This window comes from Alcaligenes nematophilus (genome assembly GCF_026344155.1).
In the GTDB taxonomy this organism is placed as follows: domain Bacteria; phylum Pseudomonadota; class Gammaproteobacteria; order Burkholderiales; family Burkholderiaceae_B; genus Alcaligenes; species Alcaligenes phenolicus.
On sequence record NZ_JAPKMZ010000001.1, the window covers coordinates 256486 to 282693 of the forward strand.

Consider the following 26208-nt stretch of genomic DNA (forward strand, 5'->3'; position numbering starts at 1 on the left):
CACTATAATTGCCCTCTATGTCATCAAACACCCCCTCCTCTTCCCAAGACCAGTTCGCCAATAAGGCCATGGCCTGGTCGGCTCGTTTTTCCGAGCCCGTCTCTGACCTCGTCAAACGCTACACAGCGTCGGTGGACTTTGACAAGCGCATGGCTCGCTTTGATATTCAGGGTTCCCTGGCCCACGCCAGCATGCTGGCCGCCGTCGGTGTGATCACCGAGCAGGACAAGGCCGACATCGAACGCGGCATGAGCCAGATTCTGGACGAAATCGCCCAAGGCCAGTTCCAGTGGTTGCTGGATCTGGAAGACGTGCACCTGAACATTGAAAAACGTCTGGTCGAGCTGATTGGCGATGCGGGCAAGCGCCTGCACACTGGCCGCTCGCGCAATGACCAGGTCGCCACCGATATCCGCCTGTGGCTGCGCAATGAAATCGACATTGCCCTGGACCTGCTGGCCCAGATGCAGCGCAAGCTGGCTGAATTGGCACTGGCTCAGGCAGACACTATTTTGCCCGGTTTCACCCACCTGCAAGTGGCACAGCCCGTTACTTTTGGCCACCATTTGCTGGCCTATGCTGAAATGTTCCAGCGCGATGCCGAGCGTCTGCAAGACTGCCGCAAGCGCGTGAACCGCCTGCCATTGGGCGCGGCCGCACTGGCCGGCACCAGCTACCCGATCGACCGTGAAATGGTTGCCAAGCTGCTGGATTTTGACGATGTATGCCGCAACTCGCTGGACGCCGTGTCGGACCGCGACTTCGCCATCGAATTCTGCGCCGCTGCGGCCCTGATCATGACGCACATCTCCCGCTTCTCCGAGGAGCTGGTGCTGTGGATGAGCCCACGCGTTGGCTTTATTGATCTGGCTGACCGCTTTTGCACCGGCAGCTCCATCATGCCGCAAAAGAAAAACCCTGACGTTCCCGAGCTGGCCCGTGGCAAGACCGGTCGCGTCAATGGCCACCTGATTGCCCTGCTGACTTTGATGAAAGGCCAACCGCTGGCCTACAACAAGGACAACCAGGAAGACAAGGAAGGTCTGTTCGATTCGGCTGATACCATTCGCGACACCCTGACCATTTTTGTAGACCTGATCTCCGGCATCAAGGTCAAGCCAGAAGCCATGCGAGCTGCTGCGCTGCAAGGTTTTGCGACTGCTACTGATCTGGCCGACTACCTGGTCAAGAAAGGCCTGCCTTTCCGTGATGCCCACGAAACCGTGGCCTTGGCCGTGCGTGAGTGTGAACAGTTGGGTTGCGATCTGGCTGATCTGAACCTGGAACAGCTGCAGAAATTCGACAGCCGTATCGAGTCGGATATTTTTGGCGTGCTGACGCTGGAAGGCTCGGTCGCTTCGCGCAAACACATCGGTGGCACCGCCCCCGAACGTGTCCGTATCGAAGCACAGCGTATTCTGGATCGTATTCCAGGCTGATAAGCAGCGACTGCTGAAAGCAGAAAAAGCCGCTCCTGTTCTAGGAGCGGCTTTTTTTTAGGCATTGACTCAGATTTGATCTGACGTGTTTTGTCAGTTGCGTTAGGGTTAGGACTGGAACTGCTGCTTTCGGCCATGACCCGACATTCGCTCCACGGGCACAATGGAGCCAACAGCGGTCCTTCGTCAATCTGAATAGGCTTCACTAATGGTTCATCTCGAACGGTCTGTGGCAACGTTGCGCATCATGGGTGACGAACTAGTGCCTGAGGAAATTTCGAGGCTACTCAGTGCAATGCCGACGTCAGCTCATGTGAAAGGGCCGCAGATTCCTTAGAGCCCATCGGGCCGCATTGGCACGAAGAACTCTGGCATGTGGCGTCTAAGGGCGAAGGAGACCGAGCCAGAAGACTTGGATGGTCAGGTCTCGGAGTTGCTTGGTCAAGTCACGTCGGACCTAGCGGTTTAGGGTGACATCGTGACTCGGTTTCGTGTTGACCTGTTCTGCGGATGGTTCATGGACAATAATAGCAAGGGCATGGAGCTTTCACCCGAGAGCATGCTTACACCAGCGCAGCGCGGCATCAAGTTGTCGTTTGGCACCTACGGGCCGGAAGCTTCGGATGGCCTTGAGCGTGTGTCGCAGACTTAGGTTAACCCGCCATGCCGGCAATTGAAAGAACGCTAAGCCCGCTTTAGGGCGGTTACCCCCTACAGGCTCGACCTTTACCAGACAATCGTGGTAAATCTGACAAACCGTGTAAACCGTGGACGCCATTCATCTCACCATAGGAGCAGTCGCCAAGCGTGCGGGTATCACTGTACGTACTCTGCATCATTACGACCATATCGGATTGGTATGCCCCAGTGCTCGAAGCGAGTCGGGGTATCGCCTCTACAGTGCCAACGACATCGAGCGATTGCATGCCGTTCAGTCCCTCAAACAACTAGGACTCAGCCTCGAAGCGATTGCGGCAACATTGACTGGAGGTGAAGTCACACCTCAAGTGTTACTGCGTCGCCAGGTAGAAGATGCTACGCGCAAGCTGGTGGAAATCCAGGAGCTCAAAGAAAAGCTGCTGTTTCTGGAGCACGCTGTCTCTCGCCAAAACGCATCGGCCGGTGATTTGCTCGACGGCATTCGCCTCCTTGAGACTCATCAGTTGTACCTTCCCTCAGAGGACGTACGGCGGCTGCTTGCGCGCTGGCGTCGCGCCAAGGCCCGATGGCAGCCAGTTGCCGGAAAATTGCTTGCATGCCGAAGCGGCGATGTTCCGGTCGATGCAGCGCAAACGCAGTTGCTCGCACAACGGTGGATGAACATCGCAATGTCTGTTTTCGGAGGACGGCTGGGCGCCATCCTTGATTGGGCGCGAATGCATCGGGAAGCGCCTGAGACGGCGCGGCACGCTGGACTTGAGCCAGAGCTCATGCAATACCTTGAACAAGCCATCGAGTTGCGCCTGGAAGCATTGCGCCGTCATCTCTCGCCAGACGAACTTAACAGACTGGATGGCTCTACAGGGCCTGAGTGGGAGACATTTGCGGCTCAAGGAGAGAGGCTGCTCGCCAATGGAGTCTCTCCAAAGACAAAGGCTGCGCGCGAGTTGGTGGCGCGATATCGCGAACTCTCGCTTAGAACCGTAGCGCAGGATATGTCGCTTGCGGTCAAGCTGAAGCAGGCCTATACCTCGGAGCCCATATTGGCGCTCGGTCACTTTGTTGGTCCACAGCTGAGGGCATACCTCGAAGCTGCTGCCTCTTGACCCTGACGTTACGTCAGGCCTGAAAGTACTCCTTTCGTTGAACTAACAACAGGAGTATTCCAATGAAATTCACTGGCTGTCCAAGCCCCTCGGCCATGCGTGTCGCCACTTCACGAGCAGCGCACCAGATTCTCGAAGGCGACCTGGTATTCAAGGACCCCTTCGCCATAGCGTCTTTGGGAAGCGCCAATGCTGCATCACTGATGCGCGAACCAATGGTGCAAAACGATGTCCCGTCACGCTCCATGCGGGCGGGCATCGTAGCCCGCTCACGATTCGCGGAAGACCATTTGCTGAAAGCCATTGCCAACGGGACTGTGCAATACGGCGTAGTCGGGGCAGGTCTGGATACATGGGCACTGCGCAGTGCGTCCACGCTTCCTGCCGTCACCACGTTTGAACTGGACCAGCCTTCAATGCAGAAATGGAAGACAGACCTTTATACAGACAACGGATGGGCTCAGCCCGCAAGCCTGCGCTATGTAGCCACCGATTTGCGGGAGATGACCAGTGTTGATGGTCTTCTCGCAGGTGGAGCAGACCTTGCCAAGCCTGTCAGCCTGTCTGTGCTGGGGGTGCTCGTCTACCTTTGCAACGATGTGGTTGAGCGCGAGATTGCTGCGTTACAGCAACTTGCTCCAGGCTCCACCGTTACGCTGGACTACCGCCTGGATGAGGCCCAACTGCATCCTGTGGAGCGAGTCATGATGCAGTTCACGGCCAGCATGATGGCTGCGGGAGGCGAGCCGTGGCAATCATCTTGCACGCCGGAGCGCATGCGTGAACTGCTGTCATTTGCGGGCTTTGAAGTCGATGAAGACTTGGGGCCGGCAGAACTCAACGCCCGCTATTTCGCGGGCCGCAGAGATGGCTTGCAGATTGCAGGCGGCGGCTTCCGTTATCTGAGTGCGGTCAAGCTATAGACTGACCAAGAGCATCTGTACAGTTTGCGTGCAGATGCTACCCCACAATCGTTGTGGAGGACTGCACCTCACTAAAGTGCCTGGTTCACTGGCGCGGGTGCAGCCTTCCAATTGACCGGTCATTTCCGCCCACATGTTCATTCGTGTTGCCACCCTTGAGGACGCGGCATATTTGCCGCGAATCGAAAAGTCCGCCAGCGAGCTCTATCGAGCTATCCCCCATTTGGATTGGCTGGCAGCTGGCCAGGTCATCGCGCGGGCTGAACATGAGCGGCTCATTCTCAAGAGAAGCGTTTGGGTCGCTGAGACATCGCAGGACAACCTGGTCGGATTTTTGAATGCCGAAGTTTTGAATCATGAGCTTCACATTTGGGAGCTTTCTGTTCATGGCGATTGGCAACGACAAGGTGTTGGCACGGGACTGCTTCGCAGCGCTTACCAATATGCGGTGGAGACCGGCTTGGCTGCGCTGACGCTGACGACTTTTAAAGATGTTCCGTGGTGTGCGCCGGCGTATGCAAAATTCGGGTTCAAACCCGTGATGAACCCCGTCCTGCATCTTCGAGATGCGCTGAATGCCGGAGGCGGCTTAGTTCACCATGAGTGCCCACAGTGGTACAGACTTAAAGCATTAACGTGACAGCGGCTGTGGAGGTTCCTGCAACTCCCACACCGGTGCCGCTGTTTGGCGAACTGTGGGAGCGGCTGCTGTTGTCGGTGATGGTGCTGGGCTTTGCAGCGCTCGGCCTGTACATGCGCCGCTAGTGATGGCGTGACGATTGCAATGCAGCGAAAGCTGCGCCTATAGCTGGCGGTAATTGATGGCCGCTGGCTTTTTAGAGCACTAGGGAGTCATGTCCTTGGTGCTTTTTTGTGGGCGCCGGGTACGGGCTGAATGACCGCTTTGGTGCAAGACGAACTTCCGGTTTGGGTCGTTTTCTGCCCGATAGATCTGCCAGCTTCTGTTAGATCAACCAGAGTCAATAGATTTATACCGCTTCGACCTACTTCCAATCCTGCCTGCCCGGACTGGCAACTTAGACTTCGTACTCAGCTTCGCTGCTGATACTGGCAAGCTACCTTTGCGAATTCCCTCTGAGGGGTGCATCTCCAGGCCTGCTAACCCCCCCAGCAACAATCAAAGAAACGGCACCGCCCCAAAGAGCAGGTGCCGCACTCGACGTTAAGGCTGCGGCTGAATCAACAGCATCGTGCTGGTTTGCGCATTACGACGAATGTCCGTATGCGTCACATCCATGGTCTTGCACTCAAAGTTCTCGTACAACTTCAGCTGATCCTCGTAATGCGGGCTGCGCACACCATTACGGTCGGTGAAACCGCTTTGCCCGGGTGGCATGGCATCGCAAAACTCCACGCCCTGGGCATCAAACACCACACGGTTGTTTTCCGTGCCACGGTTCTGATAGCCGGTAAAAGCAAAGGTGTTGCCCAACATCGTTTGCGGCGTTCCCGTGAAGTTCTTGTCACTGAAGCGATGCACCGAGGTCGGCATGGTCCAGCGCTCCATCTGAGCACCCTGCTCCTGGCTCAAGCGGGCCTGCGCATTTTGCAAAGCTGTGTGCATGGTTTCCTGAGAAGAGCGCTCACCAAAGACATTCACACGCTTGGGATCAGGATGGGCTTCCAGCGCTAAAGCACGCAACAGTACCTTGGTGCCCATGCTCAAGTTGATCGAACCAGGGTTGGGACCTTGCTGCGTGGCAAAACCCGTCTGGCTATACATGGCGCGATGCGATTCAGGCACCACCGGCATCAGGACTTGCTGGTACATCTCTTCCAGCCAGGTTTTGAACAGCACCCGTGCCGGTCCGGCATTTTGCCCAGCTTGATCGTGTTCCATGCCGTCCCAGGCCAGCAAGGTCGTCAACGCCGCCTGACCAGTATCATTGGCAGGCAGACTTTGCGCCAGCTTTTCCAGATGCGGACGGAAGTAGCGCCAGTTCACATCGCTGTAGGACGCCTTCTTGTTGAACGCCCAGATCTCCTGCACGCTGAACACATCTTTCTGCTGATACTGGCTGGTCAACTCGTTCATTCGGTCGCCATAGGTCCAGTAGTAAGTATCCGTATTGGTCTTATTCGGCGCAGGCTTGTTGTTCCAGTTGACCAGATAGCCCTGGGGCGGATTGTAGGCTTTGGGAATCGCGTCAAAACTCTTGATGCCCTGCCACTCCATGCTGCCATCCCCTTTGGCTGGCACGCGGATGTCCTGATTGGCAGGACGCTGGGGCAAGAAAGCAGGAGAGACATAGCCGATATTGCCGTGCTTGTCGGCGTAGTACCAGTTAATGGAAATCGCCATCTTGCTGGCCTGATCCAGAAACTCCGTCCAGTTGCGCGCCTTGGCTACATTCAGCCAAGCCAGCAAGGACTGCACCTCATAACCATCCCAGCTGCGTTTCTTGCTGTAAGCCGTGCCCTGTTCGTAATCAAACTGCATCACGGGGCCGTGTACGGTGCGCCATATCGTCATTTCACGATCAGCCTGACCGCGTACCTGGATACGCTCCTTGCGCTGCTCCATCGTGCGCCAGGCATTGTTGAACCAGTACTGATCGGCACGCGCCGGGTTGAGTTTCTCCTGATACATATCCACCACGTCCTGGGGACCAGCAGTCGCCCCCCAGGCAATCTCGCTATTGGTGCCGAACAGCACAATGGGATACGCAAAGGGAGTATTGCCCACCACATCAAAACCTGCACCATGTAGGCCGATACCGTAGGTGTAGGCCGGGTTGTACCAGCCAAACTGCGGGCCATTGATCAAGACCGTAGACCCATCCTGAACGCGCTCGGGACGAGTGCTCCACAGATTGCTGGCCTTGGGCGCGAAGTCGGGACCACGGCCACCCCAGCGCTGGTCCTGACGCTCCAGCTCGGCAGCCAGCACTTGTGAAGAAACATGAGCCAGATTCTGCGTCCCTGCTTGCGCCTGTGGCTTGCGCTCGGCAGCGGGTGCCGGAACGGTGGTGGGGGCTGTTGTGTCATTGATCCACAGCAGTTCATCAAACAAGGCACGGCCACGTTCCGGGCCGTGCTGTTTTTCCAGAGACTGACGCATGGCCAGTGCCGTCACTTCCAGATTCGTGTCGGAAAAGCGATTGGCCATGGAGCCCACCCAGATCATGACCACATCAAAGTCCGTCAGTGGCTCGGGCTGGAAATCAAAGTCTATATATTCTTTAGGCAGCAGTTCTGGACGACGGCGCACCTGCGCCAGATAAGCGTTATAGCCATCGGCATAGCCACGGAAAATATCGCGCTCATCTTTGGACAAGGCTGCAATCTGCCGCTGAATAGAGGCAGGGGTGAAGTTCTGTCGCACCTGCATGTCGTACTTGACGTAGACATCCTGCTCGCCAGGGCCCAGAACGGCGGCTGTTGTGCCTACAAAGGAGCGGCGCGCCATATCCATCTGGAACAGACGGTCTTGGGCGACCGCATAACCATAGCCGTAATACAAGCCATAGTGGCTGTCGGCAAAGACGTGCGGCACACCATAGCTGTCACGCATCACCTCTACCGACTGCACCTGCGCATGGGCCGGTGCCCCCGCCAAACCCAAGATCAAACCAGCGGCCGCAACCCCTGTACGAACAAGCCCTTTCTGCATATCTGTCCCTTGTTTTTATGATACTGAAAATTCTTATGAACCTAAAATATTGAAGCCAATACAAATAGGAAATCACAATGTAAAACAATCAGGATCGAAAACAAGTAAGGGCTTGCCCTAGTCAGCGCTGCTAAGCAAGGGCTTGAAAACGTATTTAGAAAGACACCAGACGACCGGGATTCACCGCACTCATCATGCCAATGGCGGCCTTGACCACTGGGATCGCCAGGCCGGACAACTGATGGCCCAGGGGAATGCTGCGATGGGTAATATCCGTCAGCATGGCAAAGTCCTCGTTGCGACCCATGACGTCGTCACTAATGGCTTTACCAATACGCACGGTTTGCGCCACGCCGTGACCACTCCAGCCATGCACCATGTACACAGGTACCGCATCCTCGGTCTTGCGCGAGTCAGTTGCCCCGTTCAGAGTAAAGTCACTGATCCCGCTCCAGGAAAAGTCCAGCTGTACCTGTTCCAGCTGCGGGAAAACGGTCTGAATACGATCCAGCAGGTAGTCATTGATACGTTCGGGGGACCAACTGGTGCCGGTGCCCTGCCCGCCAAACAACAGGCGGTTTTGACGCACGGCGCGGTAATAGTCGATCTGGAATTGTGTGTCATACACCGCACGGTCTGTTGGCAGCAACTCGCTGACTGGACACTCCAAAGGTTCAGTCACACCCACATAGGTATAGAACGGGACAGTGGTATTGGATTGCGTCGGCAAGAACTGCGAAGTCGTATCATGCACGGCCAGCACCAAGGCCTGACGGGCCAGAATCGTGCCACCGGGGGTGATAGCCAAAGCGCCCTTTTCCGTCTGCTCGATTTCCTCGACCGGACTGCCTTCATAAACTCGACCGCCATGTTGAACCAGGCCGTAAACCAGTCCGCGCAGTAGCGCCAGGGGATGCAGTTGACCACCCAAGGTATCCACCACGGCACCATGATACAAGGGCGAGCGGATTTCCTGCTCCAGTTCGTAGCTACCCACAACTTCCACGCTGGTATCGCCCAGATAGCGTCGGGCATCCGCCCCCTCTACCAATGCGCCCATATGGCCTGCGTGAATGGCAGCCGTTAAATGACCACGACGACGATCAAAATCCAGCTCGTAATCCTGAGCAATCTGATCGAGCAGATCCATGGCTTCATGCGAGGCAAAGCGCCACAAGCGACGGGCCTCATCCAAAGGCAGATGGGCAATCATGTCTGCGGCTTCCCAACGGGCCAGACCGGGAGTCAGCTGACCACCGTTTCGACCTGAAGCGGCAGAGCCAATACTGTCTTTTTCTACCAGCACCACGTCCAGGCCGGAGCGGGCCAGGTGCAAGGCGGTAGAGGCCCCCAGCAAGCCACCACCCACTACCAGCACATCACATTGCGTGTCGGCTTGCAGAGGATCAAAGCGGGTCCAGGGGGCTAGCGATGCTTCGTAATACGTCGCGGGCGCGACAGCTTCGTTCAGATGGCCTTGTCGCCAGTTCCACAATCGGGGATTACTGACCAGCAGGCTCTCTGCATTGGAAACATCATTTAAAAGAGTCGGTTTGGAAATAAGCATAAATGTCCTGTGTCTGTTACGGCCTTTTGGCCGCCTGGATCACAGAGCGGAATGCTCCGGTGACGCCCCGTCAACGCGGCGTTCCGTTCTGTCTCGTTATCAACACCTCGTTGTAAAAACAGGGTGGAACGATCTTCTTCTACGCTGTAGAATTAATTTATTCTACTCTGTAGAGTTAAACTTGGCAAATCTGCCCTTTCCCTATCAAAGGAACTCTATTGGCCCAAGCACCCGCCACGCGCACACGCAAACTGAATAAGGACGAGCTGGTCATCGCCGCCGTCACCTTGATGGAGGAAGCCGGCGACAGCGGCTTTTCTTTACGCAAACTGGGGGAACGAGTCGGTTGCGATCCAATGGCCGTGCTCTATCACTTCAAGTCCAAGGACGGCTTGCTGCGTGCGATGGCAGATTATTTGACAGGCCGCATTCAGGCTGTGGATGCGGGTCTGTCGTGGACAGAGCGTTTGTATGAATTGGCCCGACAGTACCGTGAGCTGGCCTTGGGCCACCCACAGACTTTTCAGCAAATGCAGCGTTTTCTGAATACCGGCAAGGCCGACTATCTGGTTCTTGAGCAGGTATACAGGGCCTTGCGCGATGGCGGTTTGAGCGATGCCGAAATCCCCGCCGCCTGTGTGGGCTGGTATGCCGCTTTATATGGATTGATTCAGGGCGAGTTGGGTGGACTTATCCGCCCGGTCACTGAGGAAGAGCTAAACGAACTGGAACAATGGCCCGCCGAGGATGTGCCTATGCTGCGCCAGATTCTGCCGCGCTTTGTGCATCTGCAATCCGAGCAGGTATTCAAGATGATGATGGAGCTGATACACGATGGCTTGATTGCCCATGCTGGTAAAGCGGCGACACCTGCCACCAAGCAGTAAAACCAGCAACGGACCGAATCAAACACACAAAACCGATCAGCCAGCCTAGCCTTCAAACGTGGTGATAAAAAATATATAGCTGCCGGCCACCTTGGCAAGGACACGGGCTGGCTCATGCCCACATCTCGAGAAAAGCACCTGAACGCGACTGATCTTTCCGCCAGCCTTCAAAACGCGATACCACCCAACTGGTCGGGATTGACGGCAACAGCACCTTGGGCGAACGAGCTGACAAAGCCCCCAAGAAAAAACAAATGCCCCGCAAACTGGAACTCTGTCCAATTTGCAGGGCGTTTTAGTTCAAGCCTGCTTAGGTGTACTTAGCGCGTAAAGACTGCAATCGACTCCACATGTGCCGTATGCGGGAACATATTCACCACACCGGCCGATTCCAGCGTGTAACCACCCTGGTGAACCAATACACCGGCGTCACGAGCCAGAGTACCTGGGCTACAGGACACATAAACCAGACGCTCGGGGCGTTCGTGCTTTTCCAGCTGCGCCAAAGCAGTGGCGACCGCAAAAGCACCATCACGCGGCGGGTCAATCAACATGCGATCAAAATGACCCAGGTCACGCAGCCATTGCACGTCCACCTCAAACAGATTCAGCGTTGTGAATGTTGCCTTGTCCTGCAAGTTGTGGGCCAAGGCTGCTTCACCGGCACGTTCGGTCAAGGTGCTGCTGCCTTCAATGCCAACCACCTCGGCGGCACGGCGTGCCAGCGGCAGGCTGAAGTTACCCAGACCACAGAACAAGTCGGCCACCCGATGCTCGGGCTTGACGTCCAGCAGGGTCAAAGCACGCGAGATCAGGCTGCGGTTAATGTCGTGGTTCACCTGCGTAAAGTCCGTCGGGCGATACGGCATACGCAAATCAAATTCGGGCAGTGCGTAGGCCAGCTTGTCCGCATCTTCGCGCAGCAAAGGATGGGCCGTTTCCGGACCCTTGGGCTGCAGCCACCAGCTGATGTCGTGCTCCTGACCGAAGCTCTGCAAACGCTGGATATCCTCGCTGGTCAGCGGCTCCATGTGACGCAGGGTCAAGGTGGTAATCTTGTCGCCCATGGCCAGCTCGATCTGAGGCAAACGATCCGGGCGGGACAAACCAGCCAAACAGGAACGCAAGGGCTCCAGCAAGGCAGAAACTTTGGCGGGCAGGACACGACATTCCGTCATGTCCACCACGTAGCGACCATTCTTTTCACGAAAGCCGACCAGCACCCCACCCTTTTTAGGCACGTAGCGCATGGAGAAACGGGCGCGGTAACGGTACCCCCAATAAGGGCCGTGCAAGGGTGCCAGCACGCGACCTGGCTTTACCTTGCCAATATGACCCAGGGAATCTTCCAGCACACGTTGCTTGACGGCAACCTGGGCCGAAGGCTCCAGGTGCTGCATGGCACAGCCGCCACAGACACCGAAGTTGGGACAGGGAGGCTCGGCACGCTGCGACGAGGCTTTCAACAAGGCCGTCATGCGGGCTTTATCGTAGGAGTCCTTGGAGCGCACCGTCTCGGCCAGTACTTCCTCGCCGGGCAAGGCGCCTTCCACAAACACCACTTTGCCCTCTTTGTGGGCGACGCCGCGTCCTTCCAGATCCAGCGATTCAATTAACAATACGTCAGACATTCGATAAAAACCTAAATAAGCGTCCTGCCAAGCAGAATGGCGCAGTTGCATTGCTGCAAACGATGGCGAATCGCTGATTTTACAATGAGCATTCGGCACAACGGGTAAAAACAAGCAGAACGCGGCACTAGCGGTTCCGCAACGCTACTAAATTCTGAATGCCCCGCCCGTCCGACAGGCATAGCCCTCAAGTTGGAAGAGCAATCTGCACTCAAAAAGTCATTCCGTTAAGCACCCTCGAACAGAGCGCACAAAAAAAGCGGCCAGAAGCCGCTTTTTTCAGTCCAGATACCGAGCTTATCGCGTAGGCAGGTATGAGATCGGGTTGACCGGCGTACCGGAGCGACGAATCTCAAAGTGCAGTCGTGGCGAGGTGGTGTCAGACTGGCCCAGATCGGCAATACGCTGCCCCTTCTTCACCTGCTGACCCGTTTTAACGTGCAAGACACTGTTATGTGCGTAAGCAGTGATAAAGCCATTGCTGTGACCGACCAGCACCATGGAGCCTAAACCGCGCACACCGTTACCGGCGTACATGATCTTGCCATCCGCTGCGGCAACCACGGGGTCGCCCACCTTACCTTCGATATCAATACCCTTGGTCGAGGCATTGAAACCCTGGATGATCTTGCCACTGGCAGGCCAGCCCCAGGCGATCAGAGCCGCGTCGCTGGCGCGAGGCGCAGACACGGGCGTTTCAGTCTTGACCGGGGTGGCCGGGCTGACTGGCGAGGTCTGTGTGCTACCGCTACCGGCTGGGCGAGTCGTCACTGCCGCCATCGAGGTATTGCCGTCCAGACGCAAGGTTTGACCCACGCGCAACATGGAAGGATCCGTAATCTGGTTCAACTGGATCAGCGAATTCACGTCCATGCCGTGCGCTTGTGCAATCTTGTAGAGCGTATCGCCGGGGCGTACCACATAGGTACCCGAGGCACTGCTGACGCTGCCTGCCGCCGAAGAGGAACTCAGGTCAGTGACTGGAGCGCGCTCATTACGGCTTGCACAACCAGCCAGCAGGGTACTGGTGACCACAGCCGCCACCAGGCACTGACGGGGCGTCAAGAACCACTGTGTACCGGTGGAAGCAGCGGTTAACGGTAACCTGACTGCATGCTGCATATAAATCTCCTGAGAATATCTGACTAAATCTGGGTTCCGGCTCGCATCGGCACGAAGCGAACCGCATCAAGTTCTTCACGACGCCAAGTAGCCTGTCCGGTGCGTTCCACCAAAACCAGGCGCTGTTGTGTCGTACCTTCAGGGGCGATCAGTCTCCCCCCCAATGTTAATTGTTCCAATAAGCTTCTGGGAATGACCGGACCGGCTGCCGCCACAACAATAGCATCATATGGTGCCGCGGCAGGGTAACCTTGCATTCCGTCACCAAACATTATTCGAGCCCGTTGCGACAGCCCTAATTGGCGCATGTGATCGCGAGCCATATCGCACAAGCCTTTGATACGTTCTACCGCATACACTTCTTTGACCAATTGTGCCAAAACAGCGGCCTGATAACCACATCCGGCCCCCACTTCCAGCACCTTGGTCGGTATTTTCTGGTCACACACCAGGCTGATCATATGGGCTACAACCCAAGGCTGGGAGATGGTCTGCGCAAAGCCGATAGGCAAGGCATCATCTTCATAGGCCCGACTGGCCAAACCCTGATCAACAAACTGATGGCGCGGTACTGCCTGCATGGCCGCCAGCACTCGTTCGTCGGTAATTCCCTGTCGGCGCAAGCGCTCGATCATCATGCCACGCGAGCGTTCCGAGTTCAAACCCAGGTTGACACTTGTTGACACTTGCGGTGACAAAATGGCCGAGGGTGTCGGTTGTAACTGGCCCCGTTGCACAATACGGGTATTGCTATTGCTGGCAGACAGGCCACTGCCCAGGCTGGACTTGCCGAACCGGTTCCGAGTGCCGTCTGCAAAAGGATAGCGCTTGCCTGGTTTACTTGTCATTGCATCCAGTCCCGCAATCCGGCCAGTTGCTCGTGGTGAGTCAGGTCCGCGCGCAAGGGCGTAATGGATACTGCACCTTGTTCCACGGCACCGAAATCTGTGCCCTTCTCGCTATCGGACACACCACCGACACGGCCAATCCAGTACACGGGTTCGCCATAAGGCGTCTGGCTTTTTACGACCGGCTCCGAAGGATGACGCTTGCCCAGGCGGGTGACTTGCGTGCCCTTCAAGGCTTCGTAAGGCAAACACGGAATATTCACGTTCAGCAAGGTATTGGCCGCCAACGGCTTCTTCTGACAGCGCTGTACCAGATCTCGTGCCACGCGCGCTGCGCTGTCCAGGTTCTTCCAGCCGCGTTCAATCAGGGAAAACGCAATTGCGGGAATACCAAACAAATGACCTTCCATCGCGGCCGCCACCGTGCCCGAATACAAGGTGTCGTCGCCCATATTGGCGCCGTTATTAATGCCGGACACAATCAGATCGGGACGGAAATCCAGCAAGCCTGTCAGGGCCACGTGCACACAATCGGACGGTGTACCATTAACAAAATAAAAACCATTGCTGGCCTGGCGCAGCGACAGGGGACGATTCAAGGTCAGGGAATTGCTGGCACCGCTGCAATTGGTCTCGGGTGCAATGACAGTCAGCTCACCCAGTCCTTGCAAGGCTTCATACAAAGCCTCGATACCGGCTGCTGTATAGCCATCATCGTTGGAGACCAGAATACGCATGCTTTACTTTTCCGTTAAAAATCTAACAGGGGCAGCAAATTGTACCCGCTGCCTTTGGTATTTTGCTGCAAGGCCGGTAGAATCCGCGCAACAATAATTGTGGAGCTCAATCCTCATGAACGCCGTTTCTTTTGCTGTGGCCGCCCCGCTTGTCGCCCTCTTGTCCTATTTACTGGGATCCTTGCCGTTTGCCGTAATCGTCAGCAAGATCATGGGCTTGCAAGACCCTCGCACCTTTGGTTCGAAAAATCCGGGAGCCACTAATGTACTACGTAGCGGCAATAAAAAAGCAGCTGTCCTGACCTTGTTGGGCGATGCCTTCAAAGGCTGGCTGGCTGTCTTTCTGACCCAACAGGCCATCAGCAACTGGGGCTGGGCACCGACTTTACTGGGTGTCAGCGCCTTTTTTGCCTTTTTGGGTCACTTGTACCCGGTCTTTCTGGGCTTTAAAGGCGGTAAAGGCGTGGCAACCGCGCTGGGTGTCATCCTGGCCCTGCTGCCCTGGCTGGCTCTGGCTACCGCGGCCACCTGGCTGATTATCGCTTATGTCAGCCGTTACTCCTCGCTGGCAGCCATCATCAGTGCCGTGTTTGCCCCCTTGTTTTACCTGCTCGGTGCCAAGGTGGTCTGGCCCATGAATGCCTCTATTGCCACGGCCCTGGTCCTGATCAGTGCCTTCTTGCTCTGGCGTCACCAGGAAAACATTCGTCGTCTGATGACGGGCAAAGAAAGCAAGATCGGTTCCAAGAAAAAATGAGTGCTAGCGCTCTTGCTGGGAGACAGCCTGATTCACACAGGCCAGATCCCAGCGGGGCCGAATGGCAAAGCCGTGCTGGCTGTCATCCAAAGTCACCAGACCGTGCTTGACGCGCATGGCCGCCGCAAATGCAATCATGGCACCATTATCGGTACAGAATTCCAGCGGCGGAAAAAACACCTCGCCCTTCAAACGCGCGACGGCTTTTTGTAAATAAGCCCGTAAGTGACGGTTGGCACCCACACCACCGGCCACTACCAGACGTTTCAAGCCGGTTTGCTTCAAGGCTTTGACGGCTTTGGCAGCCAGCACATCCACAATGGCAGCCTCGGTCGCGGCGGCCAGATCAGCGCGTTGCTGTTCCGTAATGCCGCCCTCTTGCACTTCCAGCTTGCGCAAACGCGTCAGCACGGCGGTTTTCAGACCGCTGAAGCTGAAATCCAGATCCTTGCTGTGCATCATGGGACGCGGCAATTCGTACACGCTGGGGTCGCCCTGTTCGGCCAGACGCGACAAGGCCGGGCCGCCGGGATAACCCAGGCCCATCAGCTTGGCGCTTTTATCAAAGGCTTCGCCTGCTGCATCGTCCAGCGTTTCACCCAGCAATTCATACTGACCCACACCATCTACACGCATCAGCTGAGTGTGGCCACCCGAGACCAGCAAGGCCACAAAGGGAAAGTCGGGACGCGGCTCGGCCAATAAGGGCGAGAGCAAATGACCTTCCAGGTGATGGATAGCAATCGTCGGTTTTTTCAGCGACCAGGCAATCGACTGCGCCACACTGGCTCCCACCAGCAAGGCACCGGCCAGACCGGGGCCGGCGGTATAGGCAATGGCATCGACCTGATCGAGCTGCATATGGCAAGAAGCCAACACCTGCCGTGTCAAAGGCAGGACGCGACGGATATGATCGCGAGAGGCCAGTTCAGGCACCACCCCACCATATTCACGGTGCATGGCGATCTGGCTGTGCAAGGCATGGGCCAGCAGGCCCTGTTCCGTGCTGACCAGCGCCACGCCAGTTTCATCGCAGGAACTTTCAAATCCAAGAATATTCATGGCGCTTATTTTAGCCTGCTGTATTGGGGAAAATAGGAATTTATCCCCTCAAGACAATCAGCGGATAGTGTCTGGGTTGTGCCGATACATCGCGACAAAGGGGGGCGACGCAGTGGCACACTCGTGGTTAAAATCCCGCATCGATAATTTCACGCTCCGATCGCCTAATAATCACAAGGAGGCTGCCCATGTTTGAACGTCTCTTCAAACTCACTGAGCATGGCACCAACGTCCGTACCGAGGTCCTGGCAGGTATCACTACCTTCCTGACCATGTCCTACATTATTTTTGTGAATCCAGACATCCTGTCGTCCACAGGGATGGATCGCAATGCCATTTTTGTAGCCACCTGCCTGGCTGCTGCTCTGGGCACGTTCATCATGGCCTTTGTGGCCAACTGGCCTATCGGCATGGCACCGGGCATGGGCCTGAACGCCTTTTTTGCCTTCACCGTGGTCGCCACCCTGGGCTATACCTGGCAACAGGCACTGGGCGCGGTCTTTATTTCCGGCGTGATCTTCCTGATTCTAACGGTGACTGGCATCCGGTCCTGGCTGATTCGGGGCATTCCCAAATCCCTGCAAAGCGCCATTGCCGCCGGTATCGGCATGTTCCTGGGCCTGATCGCCCTGATGAACTCGGGTATTGTGGTGGCCCACCCTGCCACCAAGATTGGTCTGGGTGACCTGACCCAGCCCGCAGCCCTGTACGCAATTCTGGGCTTCTTTATTATTGCCGCCCTGGACGCGCTGAAGGTGCGCGGTGCAATCCTGATCGGCATTCTGGCCGTGACCATTCTGTCCATGCTGACCGGTCACAGCGAATTTGGTGGTGTCGTCTCCACCCCACCCTCGCTGATGCCCACCTTCATGCAGCTGGACATCATGGGTGCCCTGCACACCGGCTTTGTGCACGTGATTCTGGTGCTGGTGCTGGTTGAAGTGTTTGATGCCACCGGCACCATGATCGGGGTTGCCAAGCGTGCCCGCCTGATTGAAGAAGGCAAGCCCAATCGCCTGGGCCGCGCCCTGCTGGCTGACAGCACCGCCATTGTGGCCGGTTCCATGCTGGGTACCAGCAGCACCACCGCCTACGTGGAAAGCGCCTCGGGTGTGCAAGCCGGTGGCCGTACCGGTCTGACAGCGCTGACCATTGGTGTCCTGTTCCTGCTAGCCCTGTTTTTCTCGCCACTGGCCGCGACCGTTCCCGGTTACGCCACCGCCCCCGCCTTGCTGTATGTGGCGTGCTTGATGATGCGCGAAATCACTGAAGTGAAATGGGACGACATGACCGAGGCCGTGCCTGCTGCCCTGGCTGCCTTCACCATGCCCTTCACCTACTCGATTGCCAACGGTCTGGCCTTTGGTTTTATCAGCTACGTGATCCTGAAGCTGACAACCGGCCGCTGGCGCAGTATCCACCTGGCCACACTGATTGTCGCCATCTTGTTTGTGATCAAGTACGCAATCGCTACGGAATGAAAAACCCTTTAGCAAACTCGTTTGGCGCTTTAGGGCTGCCTGGAAAACGAGTACACTGATTGCATGTTTAACGAAGCGGCTGAACACCATCAGCCGCTTTTTTATTGCGGAGGCTCCCCCATGAGCATCGTCGAACTGAACGAAGAAACATTCCAGGCTGCAGTAGAAGACGGCAAACCCCTGATCATCGACTTCTGGGCTCCTTGGTGCGGTCCATGTCGCCAATTCGCCCCTGTCTTTGACGCAGCAGCGGCCAAGCACCCCGGCGTGACCTTTGGCAAGGTGAACACGGAAGAAGAGCAGGAACTGGCCGCTGGCCTGCGTATTCGCTCCATTCCTACCCTGATGGTCTTCCGTGAGAACGTCTTGCTGTTCTCGCAAGCCGGTGCCCTCTCCGCTGCCCAGCTGGACGATCTGATCGAACAGGTCCAGGCTGTGGACATGGAAAAAGTCCATGCTGAAATTGCTGCCCAGCAAAACCAGCAGCCTGACCAGGCCTGATTTGCCCGGCCCCAGAAAAAACGCCAGACGATTTGTCTGGCGTTTTTTTTGCATGAATGCGATTTAGTCGCAGTTTTCCAGCTCGATAATCGCGAAGCCACTGCGTTTGATTTCATTTTCGACCGGCGCAGAAGCCATTTCCGTATGGCAGAAGCGGCACTCGCGCGAGGTGAAGTTTTCAACATTCACCCCTTTGGCCGCCAGATAACGCTGACCATAACTCAAGACCTTGTCCATATCCTTGGCATCGTCACTGACCAAGATATCAAAGTGCATACGACGCCCGTCAGGACGCACAACGTAGGTATCAAACACCGCAATCTTCATGACAAACCCTTTTCAGCAAAAAACCTAGTAGGTACAGGTCGGCCCGCAAGAGGAAGAATCCTGCTTGTCCGCCACTCCCTCTTTCTTGTCTGCTTGCGCCGGGCGGCGAGCAATCAGCTGGCCGACAAACGCACCCAGACGCAGATCGTCCAGATGGCCCAATTCCTTCAAGGCCAGATTGCCATCACGGTCAAAAATAATGGTAGATGGTGTCCCGCCCAGGCCCCAATCCTTCATGGTGCGCGGCAAGGGGCCGCTGTCTGAGGCCTGATCAATGGCAATGGGGAAATTCAAGCGGTACTCGTGGGCAAACGCCTGCAAAGCCGCAGGGCCCATCACGTCGTGATGCTCGAACACGCTATGCAGGCCTATGATGCGCAGATCATCGCGCGAGAACAGCGTATCCAGTTTCTTGGCTTGCGGCAGGCTGTTGATGACACAACCAGGGCAAAGCATCTGAAAGGCCGTGACCACCACCACGCGGCCACGCAAGGACGCCAAGCTTAATGGAGCGGTCGTATTGAGCCACTGGCTGGCATGGATCTCGTAGGACATGGCTTACACCCACAATGCTGACTAAACCCGATCATACCCGCAGGCTGGATACAGACTTAGAAGGAATCAGAAGTATTTAGTATGGCCACTGCCTGGACGGTGCAGAGGGATAATCGTCTGGAAAAGATACCTTTTCGTCCAGAAAACTCCATCAAGGAAGATGGCGACCAGAGGTCCATTGCAGACCTTGGGCAGAACCGACGGTGACTTAGGCTTGCTCCAGGAGTTCACATTCCCCCTGGCCACGCGTCATATTGATAAAGGACTGTTGAAAATCTGCTTTATGCTCGAGCGGCAGATTCAACAGCCACCGCACGCCTTCAGCATCGAATTGCTCGTCCTGAACCTGAACGCCAAAGCTGTCGAAACGGGATTGAACCAAAGCCAGATCGGCAAAGGAGCAACGGCAGCGCAAAGCCGCCATGGGAATCAGTTCCTGTTTGTCAGCAAGACGCAAACATTGAGCGGCCACGCCGCCATAGGCGCGCACCAGGCCACCCGTACCCAGCTTGACGCCCCCAAACCAACGTATCACCAGTACCGCAACACGGTCGCAATCCTGGCCTTCTATGGCTTGCAAAATGGGACGCCCGGCCGTGCCGCCGGGTTCGCCATCATCGTTAAAGCGGTATTCCGACCCGATTTTGTAGGCCCAGCAATTATGCGTGGCATCGGGCACACCCTTGGCCTGGAAAAAAGCCAAAGCCTGGCTGGCACTGTCTACAGGCGCAGCCAGTGCCAGAAAGCGGCTTTTTTTGATGTCCTGCTCGAAGCTGGTGGGCTCACGCAGGGTAAAGACCGCCACCCCTAGCCTCAGTCCTGCTCGCGGCTGGCCAGATAGTCTTCGTAGCCACCGCGGTAATCCACCAGACGGCCTTCTGGCATCACTTCGATAATGCGGGTTGCCACGCCGGAGACGAACTCGCGGTCATGGGACACGAAGATCAGAGTGCCTTCAAACTTTTCCATGGCCATCTGCAAGGACTCGATCGATTCCATATCCAGGTGGTTGGTCGGTTCGTCCAGGAGCATGACGTTGTGACGACCCAGCATCAGACGCGAGAAAGTCATGCGGTTTTTCTCGCCACCCGACAGCACTTTCACGGGCTTGATGATGTCATCGGCCGAGAACAACATGCGGCCCAGCACCGAGCGCAAAGACTGATCGTCGTCGCCGGCCTGACGGAACTGGCTGATCCAGTCAAACACATTGTCTTCGGTATCGAACTCGTCCGAGACGTCCTGAGCCATATAGCCGATATCAGCGTTCTCGGACCAGACCACCGAGCCGCTGTCGGGAGTCAGATCACCGGCCAGCAAACGCAGCAAAGTCGTCTTACCCACACCGTTCGCACCCACAATCGCAATTTTCTCGCCCGCTTCAATCATGGCCGAGAAGTTCTTGATGATGGGATGATCGTAGGACTTGCTCAAGCCCTCGACCGTCACGGCCAGGCGATGCAGAACTTTTTTCTGCTCAAAACGAATAAACGGGTTCTGACGCGAAGAAGGCTTCACTTCGATGGTCTCTGCCTTCAAGCGACCAATCTGTTTCAGTCGCGAGGTAGCCTGGCGGGACTTGGACTTGTTGGCGGCAAAACGGCGCACAAAGTCCTGCAGCTCGCCAATACGCTCTTTGGCCTTGGAGTTGGCCGCCAGCACACGTTCGCGCGACTGCACCGACGCCAGCATGTAATCGTCGTAGTTGCCGGGGTAGACACGCAGCTCGCCGTAATCCAGGTCAGCCATGTGAGTGCAGACCTGATTCAGGAAGTGACGATCGTGACTGATGATGATCATGGTGCTCTGGTAGCTGTTGAGCACATCTTCCAGCCAGCGAATCGTGTTGATATCCAGGTTGTTGGTCGGCTCGTCCAGCAGCAGAACATCCGGGTTGGAGAACAGGGCCTGTGCCAGCAGCACACGCAGTTTCCAGCCCGGAGCAATTTCGCTCATGGGCAACTGATGCTGTTCGACCGGAATTTCCAGACCCATCAGCAATTCACCGGCACGGCTCTCGGCGGTATAACCGTCGTACTCGGCAAAACGGGCCTCCAGTTCGGCGGCCTTCATATAGTCTTCTTCGGTGGCCTCTGGATTGTCGTAGATGGCATCACGCTCTTGCATGGTGCTCCACATTTCTGTGTGGCCCATCAGCACCACGTCCAGCACACGTTTGTCTTCGTAGGCAAACTGGTCCTGACGCAGCTTGCCCAGGCGCACGCCCGGATCCAGCGATACATTACCCCCGCTTGGCTCCAGGTCGCCGCCAATGATTTTCATGAAGGTAGACTTGCCCGACCCGTTGGCACCAATCAGGCCATAACGGTTGCCTCCGCCCAGTTTGACACTGACGTTTTCAAATAAAGGCTTGGCACCAAACTGGATCGTTAAATTAGCGGTGGAGATCACGTAAACGTACTTTGAAAAAGGTTGAGTTCAACCCAGTAGTGTATCAAGCAGGCGCGAAATCCGTTAGTGTTCGTGCTCATCCAGAACCAGATAAGCCATGCCGTCCTCGGTAGCCAGGCCCACTTCCTTGCCAATAGGCAGGCTGACCTTGACGTCCACATGGCCATAAGGCAGGCCCGTTACGACCGGGACTTTGACGGTTTCACGCAACCAGCGCACCACCGAATCCATATCAAAGCCATTATCCGAAGCGCCTGTCTTGTAAGCCGTAAAACGGCCCAATACCACCGCCATCTGACGATTGAGCACGCCGGCATGCCAGAGCTGCGTCAACATGCGCTCGACTCGGTACGGTGCTTCACCCACGTCTTCCAGGAACAAGATACCGCCGTTGATATTGGGGAAGTACGGCGTGCCCAGCAAGGAGCAAACCAGGGCCAGATTGCCGCCCCACAGAACACCGTGACCATCGACGGCATCCGAACCCTCGGACTCAAAGCTGAACAGCTCCAGCTCGCCACGCATCAATTCGCCAAACAGTTCGGTCGTCAATTCATCGGTTTCATCGCCACCAAAGTCCGCAATGGCGGTGGGGCCGGTGTAGCTGATGGCACCAGTTTGCGCCAGCAAGGCCAGATTGAAGGCCGTGAAATCCGACATGCCGACAAAACGCTTGCCACTGTCGGCTACCGCGCGCCAGTCGATCTGGCCCAGAATGCGGCTTAAACCGTAGCCACCGCGTGTCGCCATCACAATGGGCTGAGGCTGTTGCAAGGAACGCTGTACCGCAGCCAGACGCTGAGCGTCCGTGCCGGCAAAGCGTTCATCCACCGCCAGGGCATCCACGTCTATGTCCACGGCAAAGCCCAGTTGGTTCAGGCGCTGGCTTGCCAGCTCCAGGCGCTTGGGTTCAAGGATCTGGCCAGAGGGCGAAAACAGGTAAATGCCCGAACTGTCCTGCTGCCCACAATGGCACTGGCCATGTTCGTGGTGATGGTGATGATGGTCGTGCTCGGGGCTGCTCATGATTAACCTTGAAAATAAAGTGCTGACATTTTAGCGAGACTACTGGGCGCCATCCAGCGGCGATTGGACTGTTTGAGCCTGCTTTTGCAACTTCTTTTGTTCGCGTCGTTCGCGGAAAAAATCCCGCAAGGCCTGGGCCGCCTCTTCGGACATCAAACCACCCGAGACACGGGTGTGGTGATTCAGAGTCGGATGCAAATGCAAGGACTCCACACTGCCACACACTCCGGTCTTCGGATCGGCTGCGGCCCACACCACCCGCGACAGACGCGCATGCAACAAGGCCCCCAAGCACATCATGCAAGGCTCAAGAGTCACAAACAGACTGGCTCCGGGCAAACGGTAATTGCCAACTTTACGCGTCGCGGCGCGCAAGGCCACGATCTCGGCATGCTGGGTGGGATCGTGATCACAAACCGTGCGATTGGAGCCCACAGACAGCAGCCTGCCGTCCGCATCCAATAGTACGGCACCTACGGGCACCTCGCCGATGCTGGCCGCCAGTTGAGCCTGCTCCAAGGCTAAAGCCATAGCCTGAGCATCACTCAAAACGTCACTCTCTGTTGGCGGTGGTAAGCTAGTTGGCATCGTCAAATCCATTGCGTTATTCAAACCCTGTCGGCACAGCAAAAGGGTCATTTTACTGTCTATGCAGAACACTCCTGATTCTCACGCTATTTTGCGTGTTCGAGGCCTGAGCAAACAATACGCAAACGGGCATCAAGCCCTGCACGCTTTGGACCTGGATATTTGGCGGGGCGAGATTTTTGCCCTGCTCGGCTCCAACGGCGCAGGCAAAACCACCTTGATCAGTATTATCTGCGGGCTGGTCAATCGCAGCAGCGGCACCGTTCTAGTAGATGGCGCAGACAATGTCGCCGACTACAAGCGCGCCCGCCAGAAAATTGGCCTGGTGCCGCAAGAGCTAAGCGCCGATTCCTTCGAGACAGTCTGGAATACCGTCAGCTTCAGCCGTGGCCTGTTTGGCAAAGCACCCAATCCGGCCCTGATCGAGCAGATTCTGAAGGACTTGTCGCTATGGGACAAGAAAGACAGCCCCTTGATCACGCTCTCGGGCGGCATGAAACGCCGCGTCCTGATCGCCAAGGCGCTTTCCCATGAACCGGAAATCCTGTTTCTGGATGAACCTACCGCCGGTGTGGACGTGGCCTTGCGCCAAGGCATGTGGGCCTTGGTGAAACGGCTGCGCAGCCAGGGGGTCACCATTATTCTGACCACCCACTACATCGAAGAAGCCCAGGAGATGGCCGACCGCATCGGCTTCATCAATAAAGGTTCACTGCAGCTGGTGGAAACCAAAGACAATCTGATGCGCCGCCTGGGCGGTAAAACCCTGAGCCTGAATCTGGCCGAGCCGATCAGCGCCCTGCCCGCTGCGCTGGAAACGCTGGGACTGCAAAGCACTGCCGACGGCATGAGCCTGCTTTACCCCTTGACCAACCGCGAACAAGGTCATGACCTGAGCAATTTGCTGGCGGCAGTTGGGCAAGCGGGGCTGACCATTACCGACATCCATACCCGCGAGCGCAGTCTGGAAGATATTTACGTTGAGTTTGTAGGGGCACAGTCATGAACTGGTACGCCATCCTGGCCATTTATCGCTACGAAATGTCACGCACCCGACGCACCCTGCTGCAAAGCATCGTAGCCCCCGTGATTTCCACCGCCTTGTATTTTGTGGTGTTTGGCGCTGCCATTGGCCATCGCATCAATGAAATCGGCGGCGTGCCCTATGGCGCGTTTATCGTGCCTGGGCTGACCATGTTGTCGGTGTTGACCCATAGCGTCTCCAACGCCGCCTTCGGAATTTACTTTCCGCGCTTTACGCGCAATATCTACGAGATTCTTTCTGCCCCCATTTCACACTTCGAGGTGACCTTGGCCTTTGTTGGCGCAGCAGCCACCAAGTCACTGTTTCTGGCGGCCATCATCCTGATCACGGCGCGCTTATTTGTGCCTTACGAGATTGCCCACCCTATCTGGATGCTGTGCTTTCTGGCCTTAACCGCCCTGACCTTCAGTCTATTGGGTTTCATTATCGGTATCTGGGCCGACAACTTTGAAAAGCTGCAATTCGTGCCCATGCTGATTCTGACGCCACTGACCTTTTTGGGCGGCACCTTCTATTCCATCGACATGCTGCCCGAGTTCTGGCAGAAACTGACCTTGCTGAACCCGGTGCTGTACCTGATCAGCGGCTTTCGCTGGAGTTTCTTTGATCTGGCCGATGTGAATGTGTGGCTGAGCCTGGGCATGACACTGCTGTTTTTAAGTGTGTTTCTTGCCGTGGCGGGCTGGATTTTCAAAACGGGTTATCGATTGCGCCCGTAAATAAAAAAGGCCGGGAATATTTCCCGGCCTTTTTTTGGCAACTCGAACAGGATACGCAGTCGCTAGATACTGAACGTCTCCTCAGAACAGTTCAATCGGGATGCACAGCGCAATCCATAAAACTGGCTTGCTCTCCATACTGACGCAGCTTTGCTTCCAGCACGGGTGCAGGCACCCCTTCAATCGGCTTGTAGCCCAGACGCTGCCAATAGCCCACGGCCGGTCCCAAAGACACCAGACTGCAACGACGCAAGCCACGCTGCCAGGCATAGCGGCGACCGGCTTGCAACAAAGCTCCGGCCACCCCACGGCCTTGCGCGCGACGCATCACGGCGCAGTCGTGAATAAACCATTGGTCTGCGGGCGAAGGCAGGCTATTCAACGCGTCGCCCAGGGACGGCGGCAAAAGGCCCGCCCAAGGGTAGGACACCAAATAACCCTGCAGTTGATTGTCGGTATCACGTGCCACCCAGCAGCTATCCGGAGCCAGATCCAGACGGTTCTGATAGAAGCTGCGGTCTTCCAGAATATCCGCGTCGTACACATCCGCCTGGACTTCCAGCACCTGGCTCAGATCGTGCACACGCATTAATTCAATTCGTACATTCATAGCTGATACACGGCGGCGTCACGTCACCACCGTGCCGTTTCACTCGGTTTAGTCGCGGAAATTATCGTACTGCAAAGGCAATTCCACATCGGTCTGTTTCAACAGAGCGATGGCAGCTTGCAAGTCGTCCCGTTTCTTGCCGGTTACACGCAGTTTTTCACCTTGAATCTGCGTCTCCACTTTCAGCTTGGCGTTCTTGATGGCAGCGATCAGTTTCTTGGACGTAGGCTGGTCCAGACCTTGACGCACTTTCACTTTCTGACGCGCGCCGGCCACGTTTTCCAGAACCTTCTCGGTGTCCAGGCAGCGCACATCAATACCGCGGGCAGCAATACGGCCACGCAGAATCTGCATCATTTGCTCGAGCTGAAACACGCTGGGAGCCGATTGCAAAATGGTGTTCTCGTCTTCGAGTTCAAATTTGGCATCCGTACCTTTGAAGTCAAAACGGGTAGCCAGTTCGCGGCTGGCTTGTTCCACTGCATTACGCAGTTCGTGGGTGTTGACCTCGGATACAACGTCAAAAGATGGCATTCCTAACCGTCCTGTTCCTTAAGTGCAGACAGGCCGC

Annotated in this window: 25 protein-coding genes; 10 read left to right on the forward strand and 15 right to left on the reverse strand. The window is 56.3% G+C overall.

Annotated elements, in window-relative coordinates; all coding sequences use genetic code 11:
• The first annotated feature begins 17 nt into the window (after positions 1-17).
• The 4 genes from argH (at position 18) to OSH04_RS01210 (ending at position 4768) form a co-directional block, all read left to right on the forward strand.
• A complete protein-coding gene (gene argH, locus OSH04_RS01195; RefSeq protein WP_026483337.1) occupies positions 18-1439 on the forward strand; it encodes an argininosuccinate lyase in 1422 nt (473 codons plus the stop codon).
• Positions 1440-2206: 767 nt separating this feature from the next.
• On the forward strand, positions 2207-3205 hold the full coding sequence (locus OSH04_RS01200; RefSeq protein WP_266107792.1) for a MerR family transcriptional regulator: 999 nt from the start codon (positions 2207-2209) through the stop codon (positions 3203-3205).
• Positions 3206-3267: 62 nt separating this feature from the next.
• The gene (locus tag OSH04_RS01205; RefSeq protein WP_266107793.1) at positions 3268-4128 is read left to right on the forward strand and encodes a class I SAM-dependent methyltransferase; all 861 of its coding nucleotides are present in this window, start codon (positions 3268-3270) and stop codon (positions 4126-4128) included.
• Positions 4129-4261: 133 nt separating this feature from the next.
• Positions 4262-4768, forward strand: a complete 507-nt coding sequence (locus OSH04_RS01210) for a GNAT family N-acetyltransferase (RefSeq protein ID WP_060185152.1) — start codon at positions 4262-4264, stop codon at positions 4766-4768.
• Positions 4769-5311: 543 nt separating this feature from the next.
• On the opposite strand, the gene OSH04_RS01215 is transcribed toward OSH04_RS01210, so the two are convergent.
• Together OSH04_RS01215 and OSH04_RS01220 are read right to left on the reverse strand one after the other, a co-directional pair.
• Positions 5312-7762 carry a penicillin G acylase gene (locus OSH04_RS01215; protein ID WP_266107794.1) on the reverse strand — a complete coding sequence of 817 codons (2451 nt, stop codon included), beginning with the start codon at positions 7760-7762 and terminating at the stop codon, positions 5312-5314.
• 154 nt (positions 7763-7916) lie between these two features.
• Positions 7917-9329 (reverse strand): NAD(P)/FAD-dependent oxidoreductase, encoded by a 1413-nt coding sequence (locus tag OSH04_RS01220; protein WP_247966763.1) that lies wholly within the window; start codon positions 9327-9329, stop codon positions 7917-7919.
• Between the two features lie 218 nt (positions 9330-9547).
• Between OSH04_RS01220 and OSH04_RS01225 the strand changes: the two genes are divergently transcribed.
• Entirely contained in the window at positions 9548-10216 is a 669-nt protein-coding gene (locus tag OSH04_RS01225; RefSeq protein WP_247966762.1) for a TetR/AcrR family transcriptional regulator, read from the forward strand.
• Between the two features lie 320 nt (positions 10217-10536).
• Here the strand turns inward: OSH04_RS01225 and rlmD are convergent, their stop codons facing one another.
• The 4 genes from rlmD to surE form a co-directional block, all read right to left on the reverse strand.
• Positions 10537-11847, reverse strand: a complete 1311-nt coding sequence (rlmD, locus tag OSH04_RS01230; RefSeq protein WP_230940538.1) for a 23S rRNA (uracil(1939)-C(5))-methyltransferase RlmD — start codon at positions 11845-11847, stop codon at positions 10537-10539.
• Between the two features lie 297 nt (positions 11848-12144).
• Positions 12145-12969, reverse strand: a complete 825-nt coding sequence (locus OSH04_RS01235) for a peptidoglycan DD-metalloendopeptidase family protein (RefSeq protein WP_009462088.1) — start codon at positions 12967-12969, stop codon at positions 12145-12147.
• Positions 12970-12992: 23 nt separating this feature from the next.
• Positions 12993-13817: a protein-L-isoaspartate(D-aspartate) O-methyltransferase gene (locus OSH04_RS01240; RefSeq protein WP_088450134.1), complete on the reverse strand. Its 825-nt coding sequence runs from the start codon at positions 13815-13817 to the stop codon at positions 12993-12995.
• Positions 13814-14554: a 5'/3'-nucleotidase SurE gene (gene surE, locus OSH04_RS01245; RefSeq protein ID WP_226349772.1), complete on the reverse strand. Its 741-nt coding sequence runs from the start codon at positions 14552-14554 to the stop codon at positions 13814-13816. Before surE ends, OSH04_RS01240 begins: the two co-directional genes overlap by 4 nt.
• 115 nt (positions 14555-14669) lie before the next feature.
• On the opposite strand from surE, the gene plsY reads away from it, so the two are divergent.
• Complete coding sequence (gene plsY / locus OSH04_RS01250) at positions 14670-15311, forward strand: glycerol-3-phosphate 1-O-acyltransferase PlsY (RefSeq protein WP_026483344.1); 642 nt, start codon at positions 14670-14672, stop codon at positions 15309-15311.
• Between the two features lie 3 nt (positions 15312-15314).
• Here plsY and tsaD read toward each other — a convergent pair whose 3' ends face one another.
• Positions 15315-16373 (reverse strand): tRNA (adenosine(37)-N6)-threonylcarbamoyltransferase complex transferase subunit TsaD, encoded by a 1059-nt coding sequence (tsaD, locus tag OSH04_RS01255; protein ID WP_266107795.1) that lies wholly within the window; start codon positions 16371-16373, stop codon positions 15315-15317.
• A 188-nt stretch (positions 16374-16561) separates the two neighbouring features.
• On the opposite strand from tsaD, the gene OSH04_RS01260 reads away from it, so the two are divergent.
• Positions 16562-17854 carry an NCS2 family permease gene (locus tag OSH04_RS01260; RefSeq protein ID WP_021446536.1) on the forward strand — a complete coding sequence of 431 codons (1293 nt, stop codon included), beginning with the start codon at positions 16562-16564 and terminating at the stop codon, positions 17852-17854.
• 120 nt (positions 17855-17974) lie between these two features.
• Positions 17975-18355 carry a thioredoxin gene (trxA, locus tag OSH04_RS01265; protein WP_009462103.1) on the forward strand — a complete coding sequence of 127 codons (381 nt, stop codon included), beginning with the start codon at positions 17975-17977 and terminating at the stop codon, positions 18353-18355.
• Between the two features lie 63 nt (positions 18356-18418).
• Here trxA and OSH04_RS01270 read toward each other — a convergent pair whose 3' ends face one another.
• From OSH04_RS01270 to tadA, 6 genes are all read right to left on the reverse strand, one after another.
• Positions 18419-18682: a DUF2024 family protein gene (locus tag OSH04_RS01270; RefSeq protein WP_009462104.1), complete on the reverse strand. Its 264-nt coding sequence runs from the start codon at positions 18680-18682 to the stop codon at positions 18419-18421.
• A 24-nt stretch (positions 18683-18706) separates the two neighbouring features.
• Complete coding sequence (locus OSH04_RS01275; RefSeq protein WP_266107796.1) at positions 18707-19237, reverse strand: peroxiredoxin family protein; 531 nt, start codon at positions 19235-19237, stop codon at positions 18707-18709.
• 208 nt (positions 19238-19445) lie between these two features.
• Entirely contained in the window at positions 19446-20042 is a 597-nt protein-coding gene (locus OSH04_RS01280) for an IMPACT family protein (protein ID WP_266107797.1), read from the reverse strand.
• A gap of 8 nt (positions 20043-20050) precedes the next feature.
• Positions 20051-21649 (reverse strand): ABC-F family ATPase, encoded by a 1599-nt coding sequence (locus OSH04_RS01285; protein WP_203145785.1) that lies wholly within the window; start codon positions 21647-21649, stop codon positions 20051-20053.
• Between the two features lie 63 nt (positions 21650-21712).
• Positions 21713-22675, reverse strand: coding sequence for an LD-carboxypeptidase (locus OSH04_RS01290; protein ID WP_266107798.1), 963 nt, complete (start codon positions 22673-22675; stop codon positions 21713-21715).
• Positions 22676-22714: 39 nt separating this feature from the next.
• Positions 22715-23263: a tRNA adenosine(34) deaminase TadA gene (tadA, locus tag OSH04_RS01295; protein ID WP_051359103.1), complete on the reverse strand. Its 549-nt coding sequence runs from the start codon at positions 23261-23263 to the stop codon at positions 22715-22717.
• 61 nt (positions 23264-23324) lie between these two features.
• Between tadA and OSH04_RS01300 the strand changes: the two genes are divergently transcribed.
• Positions 23325-24269 (forward strand): ABC transporter ATP-binding protein, encoded by a 945-nt coding sequence (locus OSH04_RS01300; RefSeq protein ID WP_009462116.1) that lies wholly within the window; start codon positions 23325-23327, stop codon positions 24267-24269.
• Positions 24266-25027 (forward strand): ABC transporter permease, encoded by a 762-nt coding sequence (locus tag OSH04_RS01305; RefSeq protein ID WP_009462119.1) that lies wholly within the window; start codon positions 24266-24268, stop codon positions 25025-25027. The genes OSH04_RS01300 and OSH04_RS01305 overlap by 4 nt, the downstream gene beginning before the upstream one ends.
• Positions 25028-25118: 91 nt before the next feature.
• Here OSH04_RS01305 and OSH04_RS01310 read toward each other — a convergent pair whose 3' ends face one another.
• Both OSH04_RS01310 and OSH04_RS01315 read right to left on the reverse strand, forming a co-directional pair.
• Positions 25119-25637: a GNAT family N-acetyltransferase gene (locus OSH04_RS01310; RefSeq protein ID WP_371476764.1), complete on the reverse strand. Its 519-nt coding sequence runs from the start codon at positions 25635-25637 to the stop codon at positions 25119-25121.
• Between the two features lie 48 nt (positions 25638-25685).
• Complete coding sequence (locus OSH04_RS01315) at positions 25686-26171, reverse strand: YajQ family cyclic di-GMP-binding protein (RefSeq protein WP_026483353.1); 486 nt, start codon at positions 26169-26171, stop codon at positions 25686-25688.
• Between the last annotated feature and the right edge of the window lie 37 nt (positions 26172-26208).

What these genes read in the sequence shown, in the direction of transcription:
- surE (WP_226349772.1), bottom strand. Translation starts at nt 14,554, where the DNA reads ATGCGTATTCTGGTCTCCAACGATGATGGCTATACAGCAGCCGGTATC.
- OSH04_RS01205 (WP_266107793.1), top strand. Translation starts at nt 3,268, where the DNA reads ATGAAATTCACTGGCTGTCCAAGCCCCTCGGCCATGCGTGTCGCCACT.
- OSH04_RS01305 (WP_009462119.1), top strand. Translation starts at nt 24,266, where the DNA reads ATGAACTGGTACGCCATCCTGGCCATTTATCGCTACGAAATGTCACGC.
- OSH04_RS01270 (WP_009462104.1), bottom strand. Translation starts at nt 18,682, where the DNA reads ATGAAGATTGCGGTGTTTGATACCTACGTTGTGCGTCCTGACGGGCGT.
- OSH04_RS01290 (WP_266107798.1), bottom strand. Translation starts at nt 22,675, where the DNA reads ATGAGCAGCCCCGAGCACGACCATCATCACCATCACCACGAACATGGC.
- rlmD (WP_230940538.1), bottom strand. Translation starts at nt 11,847, where the DNA reads ATGTCTGACGTATTGTTAATTGAATCGCTGGATCTGGAAGGACGCGGC.
- OSH04_RS01220 (WP_247966763.1), bottom strand. Translation starts at nt 9,329, where the DNA reads ATGCTTATTTCCAAACCGACTCTTTTAAATGATGTTTCCAATGCAGAG.
- trxA (WP_009462103.1), top strand. Translation starts at nt 17,975, where the DNA reads ATGAGCATCGTCGAACTGAACGAAGAAACATTCCAGGCTGCAGTAGAA.
- tsaD (WP_266107795.1), bottom strand. Translation starts at nt 16,373, where the DNA reads ATGAATATTCTTGGATTTGAAAGTTCCTGCGATGAAACTGGCGTGGCG.
- OSH04_RS01235 (WP_009462088.1), bottom strand. Translation starts at nt 12,969, where the DNA reads ATGCAGCATGCAGTCAGGTTACCGTTAACCGCTGCTTCCACCGGTACA.
- plsY (WP_026483344.1), top strand. Translation starts at nt 14,670, where the DNA reads ATGAACGCCGTTTCTTTTGCTGTGGCCGCCCCGCTTGTCGCCCTCTTG.
- OSH04_RS01210 (WP_060185152.1), top strand. Translation starts at nt 4,262, where the DNA reads ATGTTCATTCGTGTTGCCACCCTTGAGGACGCGGCATATTTGCCGCGA.
- OSH04_RS01260 (WP_021446536.1), top strand. Translation starts at nt 16,562, where the DNA reads ATGTTTGAACGTCTCTTCAAACTCACTGAGCATGGCACCAACGTCCGT.
- OSH04_RS01310 (WP_371476764.1), bottom strand. Translation starts at nt 25,637, where the DNA reads ATGAATGTACGAATTGAATTAATGCGTGTGCACGATCTGAGCCAGGTG.
- tadA (WP_051359103.1), bottom strand. Translation starts at nt 23,263, where the DNA reads ATGCCAACTAGCTTACCACCGCCAACAGAGAGTGACGTTTTGAGTGAT.
- argH (WP_026483337.1), top strand. Translation starts at nt 18, where the DNA reads ATGTCATCAAACACCCCCTCCTCTTCCCAAGACCAGTTCGCCAATAAG.
- OSH04_RS01275 (WP_266107796.1), bottom strand. Translation starts at nt 19,237, where the DNA reads ATGTCCTACGAGATCCATGCCAGCCAGTGGCTCAATACGACCGCTCCA.
- OSH04_RS01300 (WP_009462116.1), top strand. Translation starts at nt 23,325, where the DNA reads ATGCAGAACACTCCTGATTCTCACGCTATTTTGCGTGTTCGAGGCCTG.
- OSH04_RS01315 (WP_026483353.1), bottom strand. Translation starts at nt 26,171, where the DNA reads ATGCCATCTTTTGACGTTGTATCCGAGGTCAACACCCACGAACTGCGT.
- OSH04_RS01215 (WP_266107794.1), bottom strand. Translation starts at nt 7,762, where the DNA reads ATGCAGAAAGGGCTTGTTCGTACAGGGGTTGCGGCCGCTGGTTTGATC.
- OSH04_RS01240 (WP_088450134.1), bottom strand. Translation starts at nt 13,817, where the DNA reads ATGACAAGTAAACCAGGCAAGCGCTATCCTTTTGCAGACGGCACTCGG.